The sequence below is a fragment of the Candidatus Methanoperedens nitratireducens genome, from assembly GCF_900196725.1.
In the GTDB taxonomy this organism is placed as follows: domain Archaea; phylum Halobacteriota; class Methanosarcinia; order Methanosarcinales; family Methanoperedenaceae; genus Methanoperedens; species Methanoperedens nitroreducens_A.
Genome location: NZ_FZMP01000009.1, coordinates 1 through 16,707, shown reverse-complemented (window position 1 = coordinate 16,707; position 16,707 = coordinate 1). Strand labels below are relative to the sequence as shown.

The 16,707-nt window shown below is 46.1% G+C and carries 16 protein-coding genes and 1 pseudogene; 9 read left to right on the top strand and 8 right to left on the bottom strand.

Annotated features, from left to right (window positions below; genetic code table 11):
* Window positions 1-24: 24 nt before the first annotated feature.
* From MNV_RS00920 to MNV_RS00910, 3 genes are read right to left on the bottom strand one after another with little or no spacing between them, the layout of a single operon-like run.
* The gene (locus MNV_RS00920) at window positions 25-723 is read right to left on the bottom strand and encodes a glycosyltransferase (RefSeq protein WP_096203489.1); all 699 of its coding nucleotides are present in this window, start codon (window positions 721-723) and stop codon (window positions 25-27) included.
* Window positions 720-1,697 carry a glycosyltransferase family 4 protein gene (locus tag MNV_RS00915; protein WP_096203488.1) on the bottom strand — a complete coding sequence of 326 codons (978 nt, stop codon included), beginning with the start codon at window positions 1,695-1,697 and terminating at the stop codon, window positions 720-722. The genes MNV_RS00920 and MNV_RS00915 overlap by 4 nt, the downstream gene beginning before the upstream one ends.
* Window positions 1,697-3,007 carry a protoporphyrinogen/coproporphyrinogen oxidase gene (locus MNV_RS00910; protein ID WP_096203534.1) on the bottom strand — a complete coding sequence of 437 codons (1,311 nt, stop codon included), beginning with the start codon at window positions 3,005-3,007 and terminating at the stop codon, window positions 1,697-1,699. The genes MNV_RS00915 and MNV_RS00910 overlap by 1 nt, the downstream gene beginning before the upstream one ends.
* A 210-nt stretch (window positions 3,008-3,217) precedes the next feature.
* Between MNV_RS00910 and MNV_RS00905 the strand changes: the two genes are divergently transcribed.
* The 3 genes and pseudogenes from MNV_RS00905 (at window position 3,218) to MNV_RS21065 (ending at window position 4,446) form a co-directional block, all read left to right on the top strand.
* On the top strand, window positions 3,218-3,760 hold the full coding sequence (locus MNV_RS00905) for a phosphatase PAP2 family protein (RefSeq protein ID WP_096203486.1): 543 nt from the start codon (window positions 3,218-3,220) through the stop codon (window positions 3,758-3,760).
* A gap of 28 nt (window positions 3,761-3,788) precedes the next feature.
* Window positions 3,789-4,112 carry a nucleotidyltransferase family protein gene (locus MNV_RS00900; protein WP_096203484.1) on the top strand — a complete coding sequence of 108 codons (324 nt, stop codon included), beginning with the start codon at window positions 3,789-3,791 and terminating at the stop codon, window positions 4,110-4,112.
* A pseudogene (locus MNV_RS21065) lies at window positions 4,099-4,446 on the top strand (HepT-like ribonuclease domain-containing protein). Before MNV_RS00900 ends, MNV_RS21065 begins: the two are co-directional and overlap by 14 nt.
* Window positions 4,447-4,527: 81 nt before the next feature.
* On the opposite strand, the gene MNV_RS00890 reads toward MNV_RS21065, so the two are convergent.
* Both MNV_RS00890 and thrC read right to left on the bottom strand, forming a co-directional pair.
* The gene (locus tag MNV_RS00890) at window positions 4,528-4,803 is read right to left on the bottom strand and encodes a ubiquitin-like small modifier protein 1 (protein WP_096203482.1); all 276 of its coding nucleotides are present in this window, start codon (window positions 4,801-4,803) and stop codon (window positions 4,528-4,530) included.
* Window positions 4,804-4,814: 11 nt separating this feature from the next.
* Window positions 4,815-6,089 carry a threonine synthase gene (gene thrC / locus MNV_RS00885; RefSeq protein ID WP_096203480.1) on the bottom strand — a complete coding sequence of 425 codons (1,275 nt, stop codon included), beginning with the start codon at window positions 6,087-6,089 and terminating at the stop codon, window positions 4,815-4,817.
* Between the two features lie 153 nt (window positions 6,090-6,242).
* Here thrC and rnz point away from each other — a divergent pair, with 153 nt between their 5' ends.
* Both rnz and MNV_RS00875 read left to right on the top strand, forming a co-directional pair.
* Window positions 6,243-7,160, top strand: coding sequence for a ribonuclease Z (gene rnz, locus MNV_RS00880; RefSeq protein WP_096203479.1), 918 nt, complete (start codon window positions 6,243-6,245; stop codon window positions 7,158-7,160).
* Window positions 7,161-7,194: 34 nt separating this feature from the next.
* The gene (locus tag MNV_RS00875; protein ID WP_096203477.1) at window positions 7,195-7,533 is read left to right on the top strand and encodes a hypothetical protein; all 339 of its coding nucleotides are present in this window, start codon (window positions 7,195-7,197) and stop codon (window positions 7,531-7,533) included.
* A 2-nt stretch (window positions 7,534-7,535) separates the two neighbouring features.
* On the opposite strand, the gene MNV_RS00870 is transcribed toward MNV_RS00875, so the two are convergent.
* Complete coding sequence (locus tag MNV_RS00870) at window positions 7,536-9,053, bottom strand: AMP phosphorylase (protein ID WP_096203475.1); 1,518 nt, start codon at window positions 9,051-9,053, stop codon at window positions 7,536-7,538.
* A 253-nt stretch (window positions 9,054-9,306) separates the two neighbouring features.
* Between MNV_RS00870 and MNV_RS00865 the strand changes: the two genes are divergently transcribed.
* Both MNV_RS00865 and MNV_RS00860 read left to right on the top strand, forming a co-directional pair.
* Entirely contained in the window at window positions 9,307-10,584 is a 1,278-nt protein-coding gene (locus MNV_RS00865; RefSeq protein WP_143311555.1) for a DUF5667 domain-containing protein, read from the top strand.
* Window positions 10,585-10,666: 82 nt separating this feature from the next.
* Window positions 10,667-11,593, top strand: coding sequence for a helix-turn-helix transcriptional regulator (locus tag MNV_RS00860; RefSeq protein WP_096203472.1), 927 nt, complete (start codon window positions 10,667-10,669; stop codon window positions 11,591-11,593).
* Window positions 11,594-11,605: 12 nt separating this feature from the next.
* On the opposite strand, the gene aroD is transcribed toward MNV_RS00860, so the two are convergent.
* On the bottom strand, window positions 11,606-12,280 hold the full coding sequence (gene aroD / locus MNV_RS00855; RefSeq protein WP_096203470.1) for a type I 3-dehydroquinate dehydratase: 675 nt from the start codon (window positions 12,278-12,280) through the stop codon (window positions 11,606-11,608).
* 62 nt (window positions 12,281-12,342) lie between these two features.
* A complete protein-coding gene (locus tag MNV_RS00850) occupies window positions 12,343-14,793 on the bottom strand; it encodes a DUF5814 domain-containing protein (protein ID WP_096203468.1) in 2,451 nt (816 codons plus the stop codon).
* Between the two features lie 132 nt (window positions 14,794-14,925).
* Between MNV_RS00850 and MNV_RS00845 the strand changes: the two genes are divergently transcribed.
* Entirely contained in the window at window positions 14,926-15,885 is a 960-nt protein-coding gene (locus tag MNV_RS00845) for a tyrosine--tRNA ligase (RefSeq protein WP_096203533.1), read from the top strand.
* Between the two features lie 10 nt (window positions 15,886-15,895).
* On the top strand, window positions 15,896-16,707 hold an 812-nt coding region (locus MNV_RS00840), incomplete at its 3' end, for an EFR1 family ferrodoxin (protein WP_143311553.1).

Sequence of the window (16,707 nt, the reverse complement as noted above, 5' to 3'; positions counted from 1 at the left end):
AGGTCCACAGGATATGTTTTTCGGTTATTTGTAATTTCGTTTCGAGTATGAGTATTTTGAAGCTTTGCCCCCATTAGTAACTATGTATAGCCATTCATAGACCGATTTTATCGTCCCGAATTGCTGGAACCTGCGCATTGAGAATCCGACTTTCATACGATCATCCAGCATCACACGCCCTATTTTTCGCATCCTCTGAGCGACCTCAAGATCATCGCCTGCATCGATGCACCGGTACATGCCAGCCTTGACGAAAGCTTTTTTATCGAATGCAGTGTTGCATCCCAGCGTATAATACAGGGCGCGGGTATAATATCCGATCCGTGAGAAAGTGTTTGCACCCATAAGTGAGAGCTTATGTTTTATCCCCTCTTCAATCGGATAAACAGTCCCATAAAGTTGAACAATATCATTTGACTCAAAATCATCCTTTATTATCTCAAGCCATCCGGGAGGAATAATGCAGTCTGCATCGGTGGTAGCAATGATATCTCCCTCTGCGCGTAATACACCGTCATTCCTGGCCCCTCCTACCTTTTTGCTTGTCTGGGTTATAACTTCATCCGCATATGCCCGTGCCAGTTCACATGTTCTGTCCTTCGAATTTCCATCAACTACTATAAGTTCATATTCATTCCTATTAAGTGTCTGATGGCTGAGGGACTTAAGACAGGTTGTAATGCTGGCTTCTTCATTGTAGGTGGGGACAATTACAGATATCATGCTTCGATTAACCTCCTATAAAGACTGCAATGCATATTTGCAATATTTTTAATATCATACTGCTCGGTGAAAGCGCGTGAGCCGATAGAATAGCGCCCTAATGAATCATCATCTGTGATATGCGCTGCAGCCTCCTGTATATTATTAAAGAACTGCACCACGCCTCCATAAATCTCTCTGAATTCCGGTATCCCACGGGCAACTACAGGCAGATCGCAGGCTAATGCCTCCAGTATTACCAGTCCAAAAGTTTCCGCATAAGAAGGCATGAAAAATACATCTGCTCCACTGTAGGCTTCTATGATATCAGGGATAAACCCGGTAAATGTAGTATTATCTTTGCAAAGGCTTTTCATTAATTTTATCTGAAAATAATCTTTTGAGAACGCCCCATAGGGAACTCCGCCAATCCAGATCCACCGTATTCCGGGATACGTTCTTGAGAGTTTAATAAAATCATATATCCCCTTGCGCGGCGTCTGCTGTGCCACAGTGAGCACTACTTTTTCATCATCCTTAATTTTTAATTTTTCCCTGAAACTCTTCCGTTTATCTTCATCTCTTTTGAAATAATCCCGATCAATTCCATTGGGTATCAGCGTGGTAGGAATATCCGGCAGCATTTGTTCGATTTCGCGCTGGCATGGTGCTGAAATGTTGATGATATGATCAAACCTTCGATAGATATCGGGATAATAATTATTGATGGATCTGCTGAATGCCAGATTTCCTTCATTGACACGAGGTGTGGAGTGCGCGGTTAATATTTTGACACCGTGGGAATATTTCCTATTTAGAAGAGATAATGGTCCGAAAGTGTGGTAATGAACAACATCAAAGTCATAGCTACCCGAATTCCATGATACATCTATGTCCGGCATCAGGGATAACTGATTGTAAAGCGTCTTTGCTACTGTTGAACATCCGATATATTTAAGAGAAAGAATATCCTCAGCAAAAATGTTCACTCGCATTATCTGTTCCTCGTAAAATTAAGGGCATTACTAATGCAACCATCCATATTAAGATATTCGAACTCTGCAAAACGTCCGACAAGCATAATACTTCTCTTCATACAGAAGTCTTTAACTATGGCGATATTCCTTAAATAATCAAGGTCATAGATAACATATGCATACTTTTGCCGCTCCAGTGCGGTATACACTACCTCGTTATGAGTTTTGATAATATTCATATTTTTTAGTGCTGCTATAGTATGGTTGATAATTTCCCGGTCTGGCATGGCTGATACATGATCTCCTTTGTGATAAGTTATCTCGACGAGCATCGATGAGTGCCCTGGAGGCGCCACCTCAGGACTGTAATTAGAGGGAAATGAGACCCGGTTAAATAAGCCTAAATCTTTTTCATGGACATACAGCCATGAAATATCTGGAACTTTTCCCTTTATGCCAATAAAAACACAGGCGAGTGAATTATACTTTAACTCATCACAGGATATCCGGACACGTTCGGGGACGTCATCAAGGCATCTTAATAGCTCTTGTAGTGGTATGGTCGATATACAGCGGTCAGCAGTGACTTTGTAAGTGCCGTCAGTGATAGTAAAAATCCCGTCTTTCTCCCTGATAGAAGATACGGGAAACCCTGTGCGTATTTTCTCTTTGATGGGCAGGGCAATTGCCCTGATTAATGCCTCTATCCCTCCTTTTTTGGGATAACTGAAAACTGCCTGGTGGGTGTACCCTTCTGTCTCAATACCTATGGCTGACTTTATCACGTCTTCCACGGGAGGGCGGGGAATGCGCCCCTCTACCCAGTGCAATGACATCCGCTCTGCTGGAAATTTCCAGATTTTTTCATTGTAGGGAATCAAGTACAAATCAGCAATGCCTTTCCCGAAGGTATAGATGATCCACTCACGAAAATTCTTTGGTGGTTCCAGTTCACCTTTTTCAACGGCGATCATTGTCCTGATAAATTCATTAATACAGAAGAAGAGATCTTCTTTGGGAAGCTGGTACAACCCATTTTCAAAGGGATATTTGATATACAGCCCCTTATAGAAAATTTTTGTATTGCGTCTGTTCTGCTGGCTGTTCTCTCCGAGCACATCGCGTATGAATGTGAGGACTTCTGTATCACGGCTGAAAATGATGTGCGAGCCTCCCCTGTCAAAAGTGAATCCGGAATTGCTCATGGAACGGCATAATCCGCCATAATCAGGTTCTCGCTCAAGGACTGTCACCTCTTCACCCTTTTTCTGAAGCAGACGGGCAAGAGTAATACCGGTAAGACCACCACCAAGTATTGCCGTTCTCACATCCTTTAATTTGTTATTATTGCTTATATAAGTGATGTTAGCCAATCAATTTAATTTTGAAAAAATTTATATCCTGCTGAATGATATAAGGTTCAGGAAAAGGACGATGCAATTTTCTGATATGGCAAAAAAATATCAAAGGGTCGAAAAAGTGAAAATATAGCCTCTGAGCTGTTTGAGAGAATATCATGGTATTAAGGAATAATAACAATGGACTTTTTAATATATCTTGAATCAGTAGACCGCTTGACTTTTCTGTACATCAATCACGATATCACGAACCCGGTTTTTGATACCGTCTTTCCGAGCCTGAAATTACTTACGTATGTTTTCTGGAGCCTCCTCACCGCTTATTTCTGGTTCAGAAAAGAGAGGAAACTCGCCCTGCTTATGGCATTCGGGATTACTGCAGGGGTGATTTTTACCTATCCGTTAAAAATTATTTTTGACAGGACAAGGCCTTATGAACAGATAGAGTCCACAAGGTTATTGACGCCACCCGAATCCGACCTGTCCTTCCCTTCAGGGCATACGGAGCTGAGTTTTATTGCGGCTACTATCGCGTCAAGGTTCCGTCCCGAGTACGGTAAATATCTCTGTGCTTTTTCTTTCTTTGTGGCTTTGAGCAGGATATACGTGGGGGTGCATTTCCCGACGGATGTGATAGGCGGCATGCTTATCGGGATATTAATAGGAAAAATTATCCTGCTGGCGCAGACAAAGATAAAGATTTTTGAAAAGGAAGAGGTTTAATAGTTATTCATAATAATATATAGTTAGAATGTACAAAATCGATGAATCAGATAAAAAAACCATTGACCTGCCTAAAGAAAAGATTGCCGAATTCTGCAAGCGAAACCACATTCGTAAATTATCGCTTTTCGGCTCCGTTCTCCATGGCGATTTCAGACCAGACAGTGATATTGATTTGCTTGTTGAATTTGACCCGGACCATATACCCGGACTTATTAGACTTGCTGGTATGGAAATTGAGTTGTCTGAAATCCTTGGGAGAAAAGTAGATCTAAGAACGCCGCAAGACCTGAGTTCTTATTTCCGAAAAGAGGTTCTTAATTCGGCAGAGGAGCAGTATGTGGAAGGATGATTCTGTACGCATGCATCACATGCTTGACGCTGCTAGGGAAGCTATGTCCTTTGCCCAAAATAAATCCAGAAAATCACTCGACACAGACCGAAAACTTGTACTTGCTCTCATAAAATCAATTGAAATCATTGGAGAAGCTGCCGCTAATGTAACAAAAGAAAGCCAAAATAAGTATTCGCATATCCCCTAGCAGAATATCATAGGTATGAGGAATCGTCTAATTCATGCATATTTTGACATCAATCTGGATATTCTCTGGAAAACCATTACCGAAGATCTTCCACCTTTGATAGCTGGGCTTGAGAAGATTATTCCAAGTGAAAGCAAGACTTGAAGCAAACTATTATCAAGCTAGCGTAAAATCTCTATTATAAGGACTGATAACACAAAAATAAATACAAACTTAAAGTGAGTATTATCCTCCGCTCACCGCGGGTAGTATTGATATCTCATCCGTGTCTTTCACAGGGCTGTTAAGACCGCTTAAGTGTCTTATGTCCTCACCGTTCACATACAGGTTCACGAACCTTCTCACTTCGCCCTTATCAAGTATGCGGCGCTCAAGCTCGGCTCCGTACTGCTCAATAAGCTTATCCAGCACGGCTTTTACATTCGTGTCACCAAGTTCCAGGGTCGTTTCACGTGCATGCGTAACATTGCTTAATGCAGAAGAGAATCTTATTTTTACCATTTATATCACCTTTATGTCCGCGCAAGAGGTGCTATCTCCTGCTGCTTATGAATATCAAATTTTGGTGCTACAAGCTGCTCGAACTCGCCCAGCATAGGCTTGATCACGGGCGGGCGCTGCAGCGACTTGAGGAGCGTATCCTGTGCTTTAAGACCGTTCCCTGTAACGTAAACGACCACACGCTCATCAGGCTGTATGTGACCGCTTTCCACCAGTTTCTTTAAGCCGGCAACGGTCGTGCCGCCTGCGGGTTCGGTGAATATGCCCTCTGTTCTTGCAAGGAGATGGATGGCTTCGATTATCTCGGCATCTGTTGGTGTGGCTGCATAACCGCCTGAATCCAGGATAGTCTTCTTGGCATAGTAGCCGTCTGCGGGGTTGCCTATCGCAAGGCTGTGAGCCACGGTCTCAAAGTTCCTGACCGGCACGACTTCGCTGTTGTTCTGTACCGCGGTCGCTATGGGAGAACAGTTAAGGGGCTGTGAGCCTGATAACTTTACATCTGCCCCGTCCACCAATCCGACGCGTTCAAGATCTTTATAGCCGCGCGAGATAGCGCAAAGTAGCGCGCCGCTTGCAAGCGGTGCAACGATGTGGTCCGGTGTCTGCCAGCCGAGCTGCTCGGCAGTCTCATAAGCCAGTGTCTTTGAGCCTTCCGTGTAATACGGGCGGATGTTAATGTTAACAAAAGCCCAGTCCGGATGAGAATCCGCCACTTCGCTTGCAAGGCGGTTGGCATCATCGTATGTCCCTTCCACTGCGATCACATGGGGACCATATACCAGCATCTGGACTATCTTGCCAAGCTCTATTGTACCCGGGATGAAGATGTATGCAGGTAATCCGGCTTTTGCCGCGTGCGCGCCAACTGCCGCTGCGAGGTTGCCCGTACTTGCGCATCCCACAGCCTTGACATCGAATTCAAGAGCCTTTGAAAGAGCCACTGAAGTAACCCTGTCTTTAAATGAATTTGTCGGGTTCACTGATTCGTCAAGGATATAAAGTTCTTTTAGACCGAGCGCTGCGCCTAGGCGGTCTGCATGGTGAAGGGTGTTAAAACCCGCACCCAGATCAATGCGCCTCTCCGATTCAACAGGCAGGAGGTCGGCATACCTCCATATGGATTTCGGTCCTGCCGCGATTTTTTCCTTGCTGATATTATCTGAAATATAATCCCAGTCGTAATTGACTTCAAGAGGCCCGAAGCACTCATAACATGTATTCTGGATAATAGCAGGGTATTCCGCACCGCATTCCCTGCATTTCAAACCGATGACACGACTCATTAAACTTCACCAGTGCATAATAGAACATTACCATATATAATATTTACCCTCGAAAGAGATAACTGGGAGTAATATGATAATTTAATGTACAGAAGTAATTTTTCATTTAAAGCTAAGTGACCTATTTAAATCCCCAACGCAATTAAGCACTTTATGCTTCGTGTAATTTTTCTCGGGACAGGCGGGACGCTCCCTACCATAAATCGCAACCCTTCTGCGATATTTATCAACAGGGACGGGGAGATGATGCTGTTTGACTGCGGCGAAGGAACGCAGCAGCAGATGATGCGCGCAAAGACGGGCATGAAGCTCACCTCGATATTTATTACGCACTTCCATGCTGACCATTTTTTAGGCATACCCGGGCTTATCCAGACCATGTCGTTCAACGGGCGCACCGAACCCCTGGATATATACGGTCCGCGCTGGACGAAGCAATTCGTAAGGCTACTTATTGAACTTGGCTATTACAAACTCGGCTTCCAGATAAACCCGTACGAGCTTGAGGGCGGGGATGTTATCGATAAAGGGGATTATATCATCAGGGCTGTAGCCACAGACCACGGTGTTCCAAGCCTTGGCTACGTCCTTGAAGAGAAAAAACGCACAGGCAGGTTCAACCGGGAAAGAGCTATCGAGCTTGGGATCCCGGTCGGACCCCTGTTCTCAAAGTTACAGAAAGGTGAGCCTGTTACCATAAATGGCAGGGTAATAATGCCTTCCGAAGTGGTGGGACCGGGGCGACCCGGCAGGAAACTCGTATACAGCGGCGATACGCGTCCTTGCGAATCTCTTGCAAAAGAGAGCGAATGTGCAGACCTGCTCATCCATGACGGGACGCTGGCTGATGAACTTCACGACTGGGCTCTTGAAACAAAGCACACGACAGCCGGGGAAGCCGCTCATCTTGCCAGAGAAGCAGGAGTAAAGCAACTTGTGCTGACCCATATCAGTTCAAGGTACTCCGAAAGCACGGAGCTGCTTATGCGGGATGCAAAAAACATATTTGGAAACGTGAAAATCGCACAGGAATTTATGGAAATCGAAATACCACTTTCCGATAAACATTAAATACACGCAATTACATACTCAAAAGGTGATCGGGTTGAACTACACTACATTGAAATTCAAACTTGAAATCGAGAGGATAGGGAACGTCCTTGACATTGATGAGCTTAAAATAAAGGAAGCGATGGAAAGCGGTAAGACCACCCTGATATCTTCCAGGTTCTTCAACAAAGGGATTTACAGGGTGCGCAATGCAAGCAATGGAAGGTTTGAGAGCATGGCTGTGAACATCGATAAGATCGGCGCGGTCACATATGAAGGACTGGTCAAGGAGCTTGGCGAAGGCTGCGTTGATAAAGGTCTCTGGAAAGAGGTGCCTGAGGGCGATGTCATCTTCTTCTATTCGCTCAAGCTTGAGAGCGATTTTGTGAAATAGCTCTATATGACCCTTACTGACTGGACGCGCTCAAGCAGCATGCCTTCCACGATGATCGGATAATCGCTCTCTGCGTTTTTTATGGCATTGGTGAGCTTCCAGCCCTTGTCTGCGAATATCGTTATCAGCGGCTCGCCTCTCTTAACAATCTCGCCTTTTTTCTTATTAATCCAGACGCCAGCTCCATCATCTGTCGGCGCGCCGGCGAGCCTGGCGATCTCGACGATGCGCTTATTATTGAATTCAATGACGTAGCCGTCAGCCGGCGCAGCAAGTTCCGCCCTGTGCTCACCCGGATTGATATCGGTATGCGTAACATTCGGGTTCCCGCCCTGTGCTTCTATTATCTCTTTCAGTTTATTGAGCGCCTTGCCTGAGCGCAGCGTTTCCATCGCAAGCTCCTTCCCGTGGTCCCTTGCAGCAGCCCCGCCCATCTCAAGTAAAATACCCGCAAGACCTGTGCTCTTTTCGATAAGGCTGTTCGGTCCCTGCATGGTCTCCAGCACTTTCAGCGCCTCCCGGACTTCGAGGGCAGGACCAACCGTCCTTCCGACCGGGGATGCACCGTACGTCATTGCACATTCTACTTTCATCCCCAGCCTCTCGCCCAGCTCGATCAAGTCCCTGGCGAGCTTTTTTCCTTCATCCATCGTCGGAACCTTTGTCCCTATGCCCGTGGGAATGTCAATAACAACGCAATCCGCCCCGACAGCGCCTTTTTTAGCCATTATGGATGCAAGAAGCTGGCTGCGCGGGTCGATGGAAAGAGGGTATTCAGCGCGTATCAGTCTATCGTCAGCAGGGGCGATATTCGTTGCGCCTCCCCACGTTATCACGCCGCCTACTTTCTCGGTGATGGTTTTTATCTCTTCGGCTGTGAACTCGACCGGCGCAAGCACTTCCATGAGGTCTGCTGTCCCTGCGGCGCCTGTTATCGCCCTTGAACTGGTCTTGGGTATGAGAAGCCCGTTCGCTGCAACTATAGGCACGACGAGCAACGATATTTTGTTCCCGGGCACACCGCCTATGCTGTGCTTGTCCATAATAGGGTGGGTATCGAACTCGATCTTTTCACCCGTATCGATCATGGCTCTTGTGAGCCACTCGACCTCATCCGAGGTCATCCCGTGAATGTATGAAGTTGTAACAAATGCCGCCAATTCTATCTCCGTAAGGTTCTCTCTTACCATATCCTGTATGATCTGGTAAATCTCTTCCTGTGTCAGCTTCTGCCGGTCCATCATTTTTTTAATGAAACCGACGGAATTCGGTCTGGAAGTAGGGACGAGCTTTATAGTCAAAGGACATACTTTCCCCAGCTTTTCGCAGCACTCCTGGTATACCCCGACGGTACCGGCAGGAATCATATCTCCTGTCTCCACGATCGCGGTCAGGTAGCTGTGGTCTTTTAGCTGCACGCGGTCGCCGGCATGAACCCCCAGTTCCCTTGCATCTTCCGTATTAAGCACTACTTTATACTTCCCTGCTTTGATTTGAAGCGGTTGTACTTTAAGTTCCATCGTATCTCCTTTTTACTCTTAGTTAGTGTTTACAATATTTAGAACTATTGATAATATATTCTACCAAAGTTTTAATAGCTTTTCTGGTTATTTTCCTGGTTATTAGCGTCATTTAAAGTATTCCGGACTATCATGAACGTTCTGTAGCTTTTTAGGACAATCCTGTACTTTATAATACTATTAAGACAGTAAGTATGCTTATATTCCGGGGAGTTTTATCAGGTATCACGGCGACATGCCGCAAGGTGATAATATGGCAGAAAATATCCAAAAAGGATATGAGATTGAGAATTCTTCGGGCTTTAATCCCTTCCACCCGCAATGGGATGAGAGCCATAAAGAAACAAATAACACATGGTCAAGAATATTTAAGGCGGGATTAAGTAACATACTTCTGGCAGGTATAATCCTGTTGGTGCTAACCTTTACTATGGGCATGGCTGGCGCCACAGAAAATGTTACGAGCAACGAGACATCAACAGCAAACACAACCGGGACTCCAACTGAAACATTAACTGCTACTGCTACACCAACTAGTACAGCAACTGCAGGAGCAGCAGATGATGGAACATTAGATGAAGGTCTAGTCGGCCCTGGAAATGCATTATACGGATTAACAATAGCATTTGAGAATATCGGTGAGACCTTTACCTACAATACGAGTGAAAAACTCGGAAAGCAGGTAGCACATGCAAGAAAGAGGATAGCTGAAGCAAGAGCAGCACTCAAAAGGAATGATATTGATGCAGCAAACAAAGCACTTGCTGAGTACGGAGCAAAATCCGATGATATAAACGATTCAGTGTCTAAACTTTCCGATAAAGATACTGGACTTATCAAAGCACAGCAGATGATTGCAAAACACCAGGTAATTCTGGAACAGCTTCTTGCTTCACACCCCAACAGTACAGGACTTCAGAGAGCTTACAATAACAGCCTGAAACTTGAACAAAAGTTTAAGAAGAAGATATCGGAGCGAAAGGAGAGAAAAGAAAGTAAAGAAGGACGTTTAGAGATTAAAGCAAAAATCCTTGGTAATGATACGGAAGTCAAAGTCGAAGTTAATTTCAGGTCCGACAACGTCACGAATTTTACCATAGCGAATGAAATCCTGGATAAATTCCAGTTGAGTGCAGAGAATATCAACACTCTACTGACCATCGAAAATATGGACGACGGAGAGTTAAATACCGAACTTGAAGCTGAAGCCAAGATTGGGGAAGGATTCTCCTTGGTCGAAGCCGAATATAAGTTCCCGTTGTTGAACACTACCAGCAGGGATGGTATCGTTGATGGGATTTATATGAATCTCCATGCCCTAACAATCGAGAGTGTAACAAATGCGCTTGAAATTGAGAATATGACAAAAGTATCAGAAAATAAGAAAGATGAGAAAGCTGCAATAAAACAAGCGACTCGTGAGATTAAGAAGGAGATAAGAGAGGAGAAGGAGGATTTGCAAGAGGAGATAAGAGAGGAGAAAACGGCAATAAAACAAGAAAGACGTGAAAACAAGGAAAAAGATAGGTGAGTTTTTCACCTATCTTTCCATCCTTTTAAGTCAATATTCAAAGCTGAGTATTTATACTACTAAATATATACACCTGTGAAATATGATACTGAAGGCTTTGTATATTTCTCTGGTTTTTTTATTGTTAGTCCACATTGCCAGTGCTGCGCCCGTGAACGATTATAAGATAACATATACGATCAACGTCAACGAGGGCGGCAATGCAGTATGGTATGTCGAATACAGGACCCCGCTCGTATCAACGGAAGATTTTGACTCTTTTGATAATTATACAAAACAACTGAACCCGGTTCATCTCAACGATTTCAAAGAACTGATGCAGAAGTCGGTTTCAGAGGCGGCGAACGCCACATCAAGGAAAATGGCAGCCGGGGGCTTTACAGGGGATGCAAAAGTTGAATCTGCGCCCACTGGAACGTTCGGTGTAGTACGCTACTCATTCACCTGGGTAAATTTTGCAAAGCTTGACCCTGATAAAAACCTCAATATCGGCGATGTTTTCATCGGCGGGCTGTACCTGTCAAAGGACAACACCCTGATAATCCAGTATCCTTCCGGCTATACTATCGAGCAGGTAGAGCCGCAGCCTGACCAGGTGCGCGACGGCATGGTGTGGTACGGTCTTCGCTCGTTCAAAGCAGGCGAACCTGCGGTTATCCTTTCCATGCCTTCCTCGTCCTGGATGCCGCCGGTAATCGCCGTCTCTGTTATTTTTATCATAGCCGCGTTCGTTTATAAGCGTAAAGCCCGCGGGAAAAACACGGTAATAGATGCTGCTATCGAGCCTGTCGCGGAAGCTCTCACAGAAGAGGCTATGATGGATGTCCGGGAAAGGATAATAAAACTCTTAAACGAAAGCGGCGGATCCCTTTACCAGTCCGAGATAGGTAAAAAGCTTGATATCCCCAGGTCAACAGTAAGCGCTGCGCTGAACCAGCTTCATGATAAGAATGTAATCCAGAAAATAAAAAAAGGTCGCGAGAACCTTATCAGGCTCGTACAATCGTGAATACAGCGCGGCTCAGAGCAATTTCAGGATAGCCCTTAATTCATCTACACGCAATTGCCCGGGCGCTGTGGCGTTCTCCACGTACCCGTACGTCATGACCGAGCCGTAAACCGGCGCAATGATGCGCGAGTGGCGCCCGGTATCGCCCATCGCTATCGTGCAAACCGCTCCCTTGGCGTGAAGAGTGACCTCCAGCAGGCGCAGCACATCCTCAAGCGAGTCCGGCATAACAGCAAGCTTGGCGATATCCGCTCCCGCCTCGAATGATTCCTTGAGCATCCCGGTCATAACCCTGGTTTCCGGCGTCTTCTTGAAATCATGCGTGGATATTATAACGGCTTTGCCGGCACTTCTGGCTTTTTCAACGACATGCTCCCTTTTTTCCGCACAAAGTTCTATATCGACAGCATCGGCAAGAGGCAGCAAAGAGACCAGGGTACGGATGCGCTCATCTTCGCTCCCCGCCCATGCGCCCCCTTCCTCTCTCATCCGGTTGGTAATAATGACCGGCATGCCGGTCTTCTTTACATCCAGAAGCGCCTGGCGTGCATCCGAATCCAGGAGGTCGATCCTTAACTCCAGGATATCTGCGCCGAGCTTTTTGGCACCGGCTGCCGAATTAACGGGATTTTTCCCTAAAGACGCCACTATTGACCTGTCAAGAGCCAGACTGCCTATACGCACCATGATTCAATTAATGTCATTATAATGTGATAAGTTTTCCGGGGTACGTAACAAAAGCCCGGACTTTACCCTTCCATCTTCTCCCTCAGTTCCCTTGCCTTCATGCTCAGTTCCTTCCTGCCATATATCCCTGCGATCAATTCCACAGCTTCAAGAGACCTCGCTGCCTGGTCAAGGTAGTTGAGCATATCACCTGCATACGCATAAACCCCGTACCGCTTCGTAAGCTCGGAGATAATCCCATCAGGCGACAGTCCCCCGGCACACAGCTCAACGACCATTGCCGAGAATTTCTTCTCAGCGCAGCCGCAGTAAGGCGAATCCTTACATCTGCATGCCATGAACTCCCGTGCAAAATCAAGCGCGCTGCGGCGCAGGTTCTCTTTAAGCTTTGATATCCCGTCGGCTGAGAAAACGATGTCAAGCCCCGCGCCGAAAACCCTTGTCGGGATATCGGTCCCGAGGGCATCGGACAACTGCGAGGCATACTTGAAATAAACAGCATCAATGACATCAAGCCCTGTAACTATATCCAGTGGCTCACGTCCCTTAAGTACGGCATCCTTTATCAGGAATGTCTGCTCCACGCTCAGGAAATGCGCCGCCACAATACGCCCGAGTTCCGCCGGGGATAATCCCCCGCTGGCTTTTTCAATAAATCCGTACTCTGTGAGTTTATCCAGCAAATAATCAAGATCGCCGCTACCGAGAAGCAATCCGTTGATCCTCCTTATATCAGAAAGCCTCCGGGCAACCACAATATTGGAAAGCGTCTCCTCAAGCATCTCGTCTTCCCCGTATTCAACGCCGAAATGTTCAAGTTCCCCCCTAAGCAGCTTAAAAGCGACTTCGTCTTCAGTGTCTCCTTTTCCGAATCTCTTCTCAGGGTCTGCCAGCAGCACAACCTTGCCGCGGTCATGGTAATCCGGTCTCCCGGCGCGCCCGAGCATCTGCTGGAATTCGCGTATTGTCAGCCATTCTATGCCCATCCCAAGGGATTCGAATATCACCTGCGAGGCGGGAAAATCAACACCGGCAGCAAGCGCCGCAGTTGTCACCACTACAGGCAGTTTCCCTTTCCCGAACTGCTCCTCCACTCTTTTCCTCTCGTTATAAGAAAGCCCTGCATGGTAAGGCATCGCTTTAATAGAGAGACTGTCAGCAAGCATATGGCAGTTGCGGCGCGAGTTGGTAAATACGATGGTCTGTCCCCTGAAACCCCTGGAGGAACTCTTATCGTATTCCTGCTTTGCAAGCCGCTCGATCAGTCTTTTTTTCTCATATTCAGGCGAGAAGATAAGATGGCGCTCGATTGGGACCGGTCTTTCCTCAAATTCTATAAGCGCAGCGCCCAGTTTTTCTGCAAGCCACTGCGGCTTCCCGACCGTGGCTGAGAGATAAATGAACTGTGTGTCCGGGGAAATGAATTTCAGGCGCGCGATAAGACCATCAAGCCTGTGCCCTCTTTCTTTGTCCTCAAGCATGTGCACCTCGTCTATCACCACAGTACCGATTTTCCCCAGCGCTTTTGCGTTGCCAGACCTTATGATGAAATCTGCCCCTTCATACGTACCCACGATTATATCGGAAGAAAGTGAAGTCCGTACACCTTTTGTACCTTTTGTTATGCGGCTTGTCCCCACGCGAAGGGACGTAGAAGCGATGGAAGAATAGCGTTTTGTGAACTGCTCGTACTTCTGGTTCGCAAGCGCGACAAGAGGGACGAGGAAGAGCATCCTGCCTTTATTATAGAGGATGTTCTGAAGACCGGCAAGTTCCCCGACAAGCGTTTTCCCCGTTGCCGTGGCTGAGACTATCAACTGGTTTTTCCCTTCAAGAAGCCCGGCTTTTACCGAGAGCGCCTGGACAGGCATAAGTTCTTCAAGTTGATGAAGGAGTATCTTTTTTAGTTCTTCATGCACAGGCAGGTCTTTTACTTTTACTGAACTCTCAACCCAGTTCGCCTCCATCGTATCAAACCTTGTCAACCCGGAATCCAGTTTTTCAGGGCTTAGCATCGCAAGCACCCTGTCAAGATCCCTTGTGCCGAGCAATATCCGGATAAGCCGTTCCTGCCCATGCTTTCCGATCTTGTGAGTACTTGCTTCCTTCATCACCTCTCTTTTCGCACAATCCTCGCACACATGCTCATCATGGAACCGGATGGAATCACTATTTACCCGGGTATACCTGCCTGCAAGAAGGCACAGGCGGCATGCGTTCGTATAACCGTAATCAAGCTGGTACGCTGCAAGCAACTCCTTAAATTCTGCTTCGGATCTTTCGTTCCCTTCAGCAATAAGAATCCCATCGGCAAGGCGCAGGAGTTCTATGACCTCAGCCGGCGCCCTGAACTCCTCTTTTTCTCCTTTCCTTATCCTGAATTTGCCTGCGCGGGAGCCTTTTGGGGTTTTCTTTAAAGTCAGTATCCCGTAGAATACAGGCTCTTTAGCATTGTCTTTGATAGGCAGGACTGCAAGCTTTGAATCCTGCGGATGTATGATGATAGAAAGCATCTGTGTTTCCTAATGAGAATCAGGTTATTAAGCATTAGTACGGTTTAAATGTTTGTTCATGCTACAATCCGCAGAATTTATGTGTATGCCCCGCATAGAACCGCAGGTTTTGAGCCAGAGGAGTTTGAGATTATGGACAAATTAGCGCTAATTACAAGGAATACGGAAGAGGTTGTAACAAAAGAAGAGCTGGAAGCATTGATCAGTTCGGATAAAAAACCCTCAGCTTACGCTGGCTATGAGCCCAGCGGAAAGATACACATGGGTCATGTGCTCACAGTGAACAAGCTCCTTGACCTTCAGCAGGCAGGCTTTAAACTAACCGTGCTGCTTGCGGATATACACGCATACCTTAACGAAAAAGGGACAATGGACGAAGTGAGGAAGATAGCGGATTATAATAAGAGATGCTTTATCGCTCTCGGTCTTGATGAGAAGAATACGAATTTCGTCCTTGGCTCATCATACCAGTTAGAGCCCGGCTACATGCTGGACGTGCTGAAACTGGCGCGCAGCACCACGCTGAACAGGGCGAAGCGCAGCATGGATGAGGTTAGCCGCAATGCCGAGGACCCCAAAGTATCGCAGATGATATACCCCCTTATGCAGGCGCTTGATATAGCCCACCTGGGCGTGGACGTTGCAGTTGGCGGCATAGACCAGAGGAAAATACACATGCTGGCACGGGAAGGGCTGCCCGAGCTTGGATACGCTTCGCCGATATGCATACATACCCCTATCCTCCCCGGTCTTGACGGCAAGAAGATGTCCTCAAGCAAGGGCAATTACATCTCAGTGGACGATGCGCCTGAGGATATCAAAAAGAAAATGAAAGGGGCGTTCTGCGTGGAGGGTGAAGTTAAGGACAATCCCATATTGAGCCTTTTGAAGTACCATATAATGCCGCGCTATCCTGAAATAGTGGTGAAACGCCCCGAAAAATACGGCGGCGATTTGCATTATAACAGCTACGAGGCGCTTGAATCCGACTTTGCGGCGCGGCAGCTTCACCCGATGGACTTGAAGGCGGCGGCGGCTGAGTATATGAACGAGATACTTGAGCCTGTAAGGAAGCTGATGGTGGAGAAGTAATTATTTTATTATGAAAGGGATTATTTGCTACTGTTCAGGCTCAGGCAATACAAAATTATCCTGCCAGTATATCAAGGGAAAGGTAAAAAATATTGAGTTTGACCTTTTCAATATTATTACGGACGGCATCCCTTCATTAGAAAAGTATGATCTTGCAGGCTTTGCCACATTCACAAATTTTTTAGGTATTCCGTATATTGTCCAGATGTTTATAGAAAAATTGCCACAGCAGAGCAATAAACCTGCGTTTGTTTTTAATACATATGGTCTCATCAGCGGGAAGACCCTTAAAATTCTTGATAAAACAGTTACAGCTAAAGGGTTTAAAGTTATTGCAGGTCATTCGCTTCATACACCGGAAAGCTATCCTCCTATGATCGCCAGAGGTAGGGGTAATGAGCAGGCGCCAAACGAAAATGAAATAAATAATTTTAACAAATTTATTTCTGAATTAGATTATCTCGTATATTGTCTTGAAAATCGCAATGAACTCCAGATAAAGAAAATAAGAGTTGGTTTGCTGAACAGTCTAATGCCAGCTTATTCTTTTACCAAAGCACGGGAAGATATGGGAGAAAAATACGTTGACGAGTCGCTTTGTACAGGGTGCGGTCTGTGTGAAAAATTATGCCCGTATAAAGCAATTAAATGCTCTCCGAAGCCTATTTTTAACATGAGCAAGTGTTTTGGGTGCTGGACGTGTTATAATCATTGTTCTGCCAAAGCGATATACACCGCTAAGTTCAGGAATGCAGGTCATTACCCACAACCTATCGATCAGTTGAAAGAAAAGTTAAACCTTAACTCCGCTGATTTTAAGTA

Bases quoted from the DNA above. Each gene is read 5' to 3' on its own strand.
- MNV_RS00920 (WP_096203489.1), bottom strand. From the start codon at position 723: ATGATATCTGTAATTGTCCCCACCTACAATGAAGAAGCCAGCATTACA.
- MNV_RS00915 (WP_096203488.1), bottom strand. From the start codon at position 1,697: ATGCGAGTGAACATTTTTGCTGAGGATATTCTTTCTCTTAAATATATC.
- MNV_RS00905 (WP_096203486.1), top strand. From the start codon at position 3,218: ATGGACTTTTTAATATATCTTGAATCAGTAGACCGCTTGACTTTTCTG.
- MNV_RS00900 (WP_096203484.1), top strand. From the start codon at position 3,789: ATGTACAAAATCGATGAATCAGATAAAAAAACCATTGACCTGCCTAAA.
- MNV_RS00890 (WP_096203482.1), bottom strand. From the start codon at position 4,803: ATGGTAAAAATAAGATTCTCTTCTGCATTAAGCAATGTTACGCATGCA.
- thrC (WP_096203480.1), bottom strand. From the start codon at position 6,089: ATGAGTCGTGTCATCGGTTTGAAATGCAGGGAATGCGGTGCGGAATAC.
- rnz (WP_096203479.1), top strand. From the start codon at position 6,243: ATGCTTCGTGTAATTTTTCTCGGGACAGGCGGGACGCTCCCTACCATA.
- MNV_RS00870 (WP_096203475.1), bottom strand. From the start codon at position 9,053: ATGGAACTTAAAGTACAACCGCTTCAAATCAAAGCAGGGAAGTATAAA.
- MNV_RS00865 (WP_143311555.1), top strand. From the start codon at position 9,307: ATGGCAGAAAATATCCAAAAAGGATATGAGATTGAGAATTCTTCGGGC.
- MNV_RS00860 (WP_096203472.1), top strand. From the start codon at position 10,667: ATGATACTGAAGGCTTTGTATATTTCTCTGGTTTTTTTATTGTTAGTC.
- aroD (WP_096203470.1), bottom strand. From the start codon at position 12,280: ATGGTGCGTATAGGCAGTCTGGCTCTTGACAGGTCAATAGTGGCGTCT.
- MNV_RS00850 (WP_096203468.1), bottom strand. From the start codon at position 14,793: ATGCTTTCTATCATCATACATCCGCAGGATTCAAAGCTTGCAGTCCTG.
- MNV_RS00845 (WP_096203533.1), top strand. From the start codon at position 14,926: ATGGACAAATTAGCGCTAATTACAAGGAATACGGAAGAGGTTGTAACA.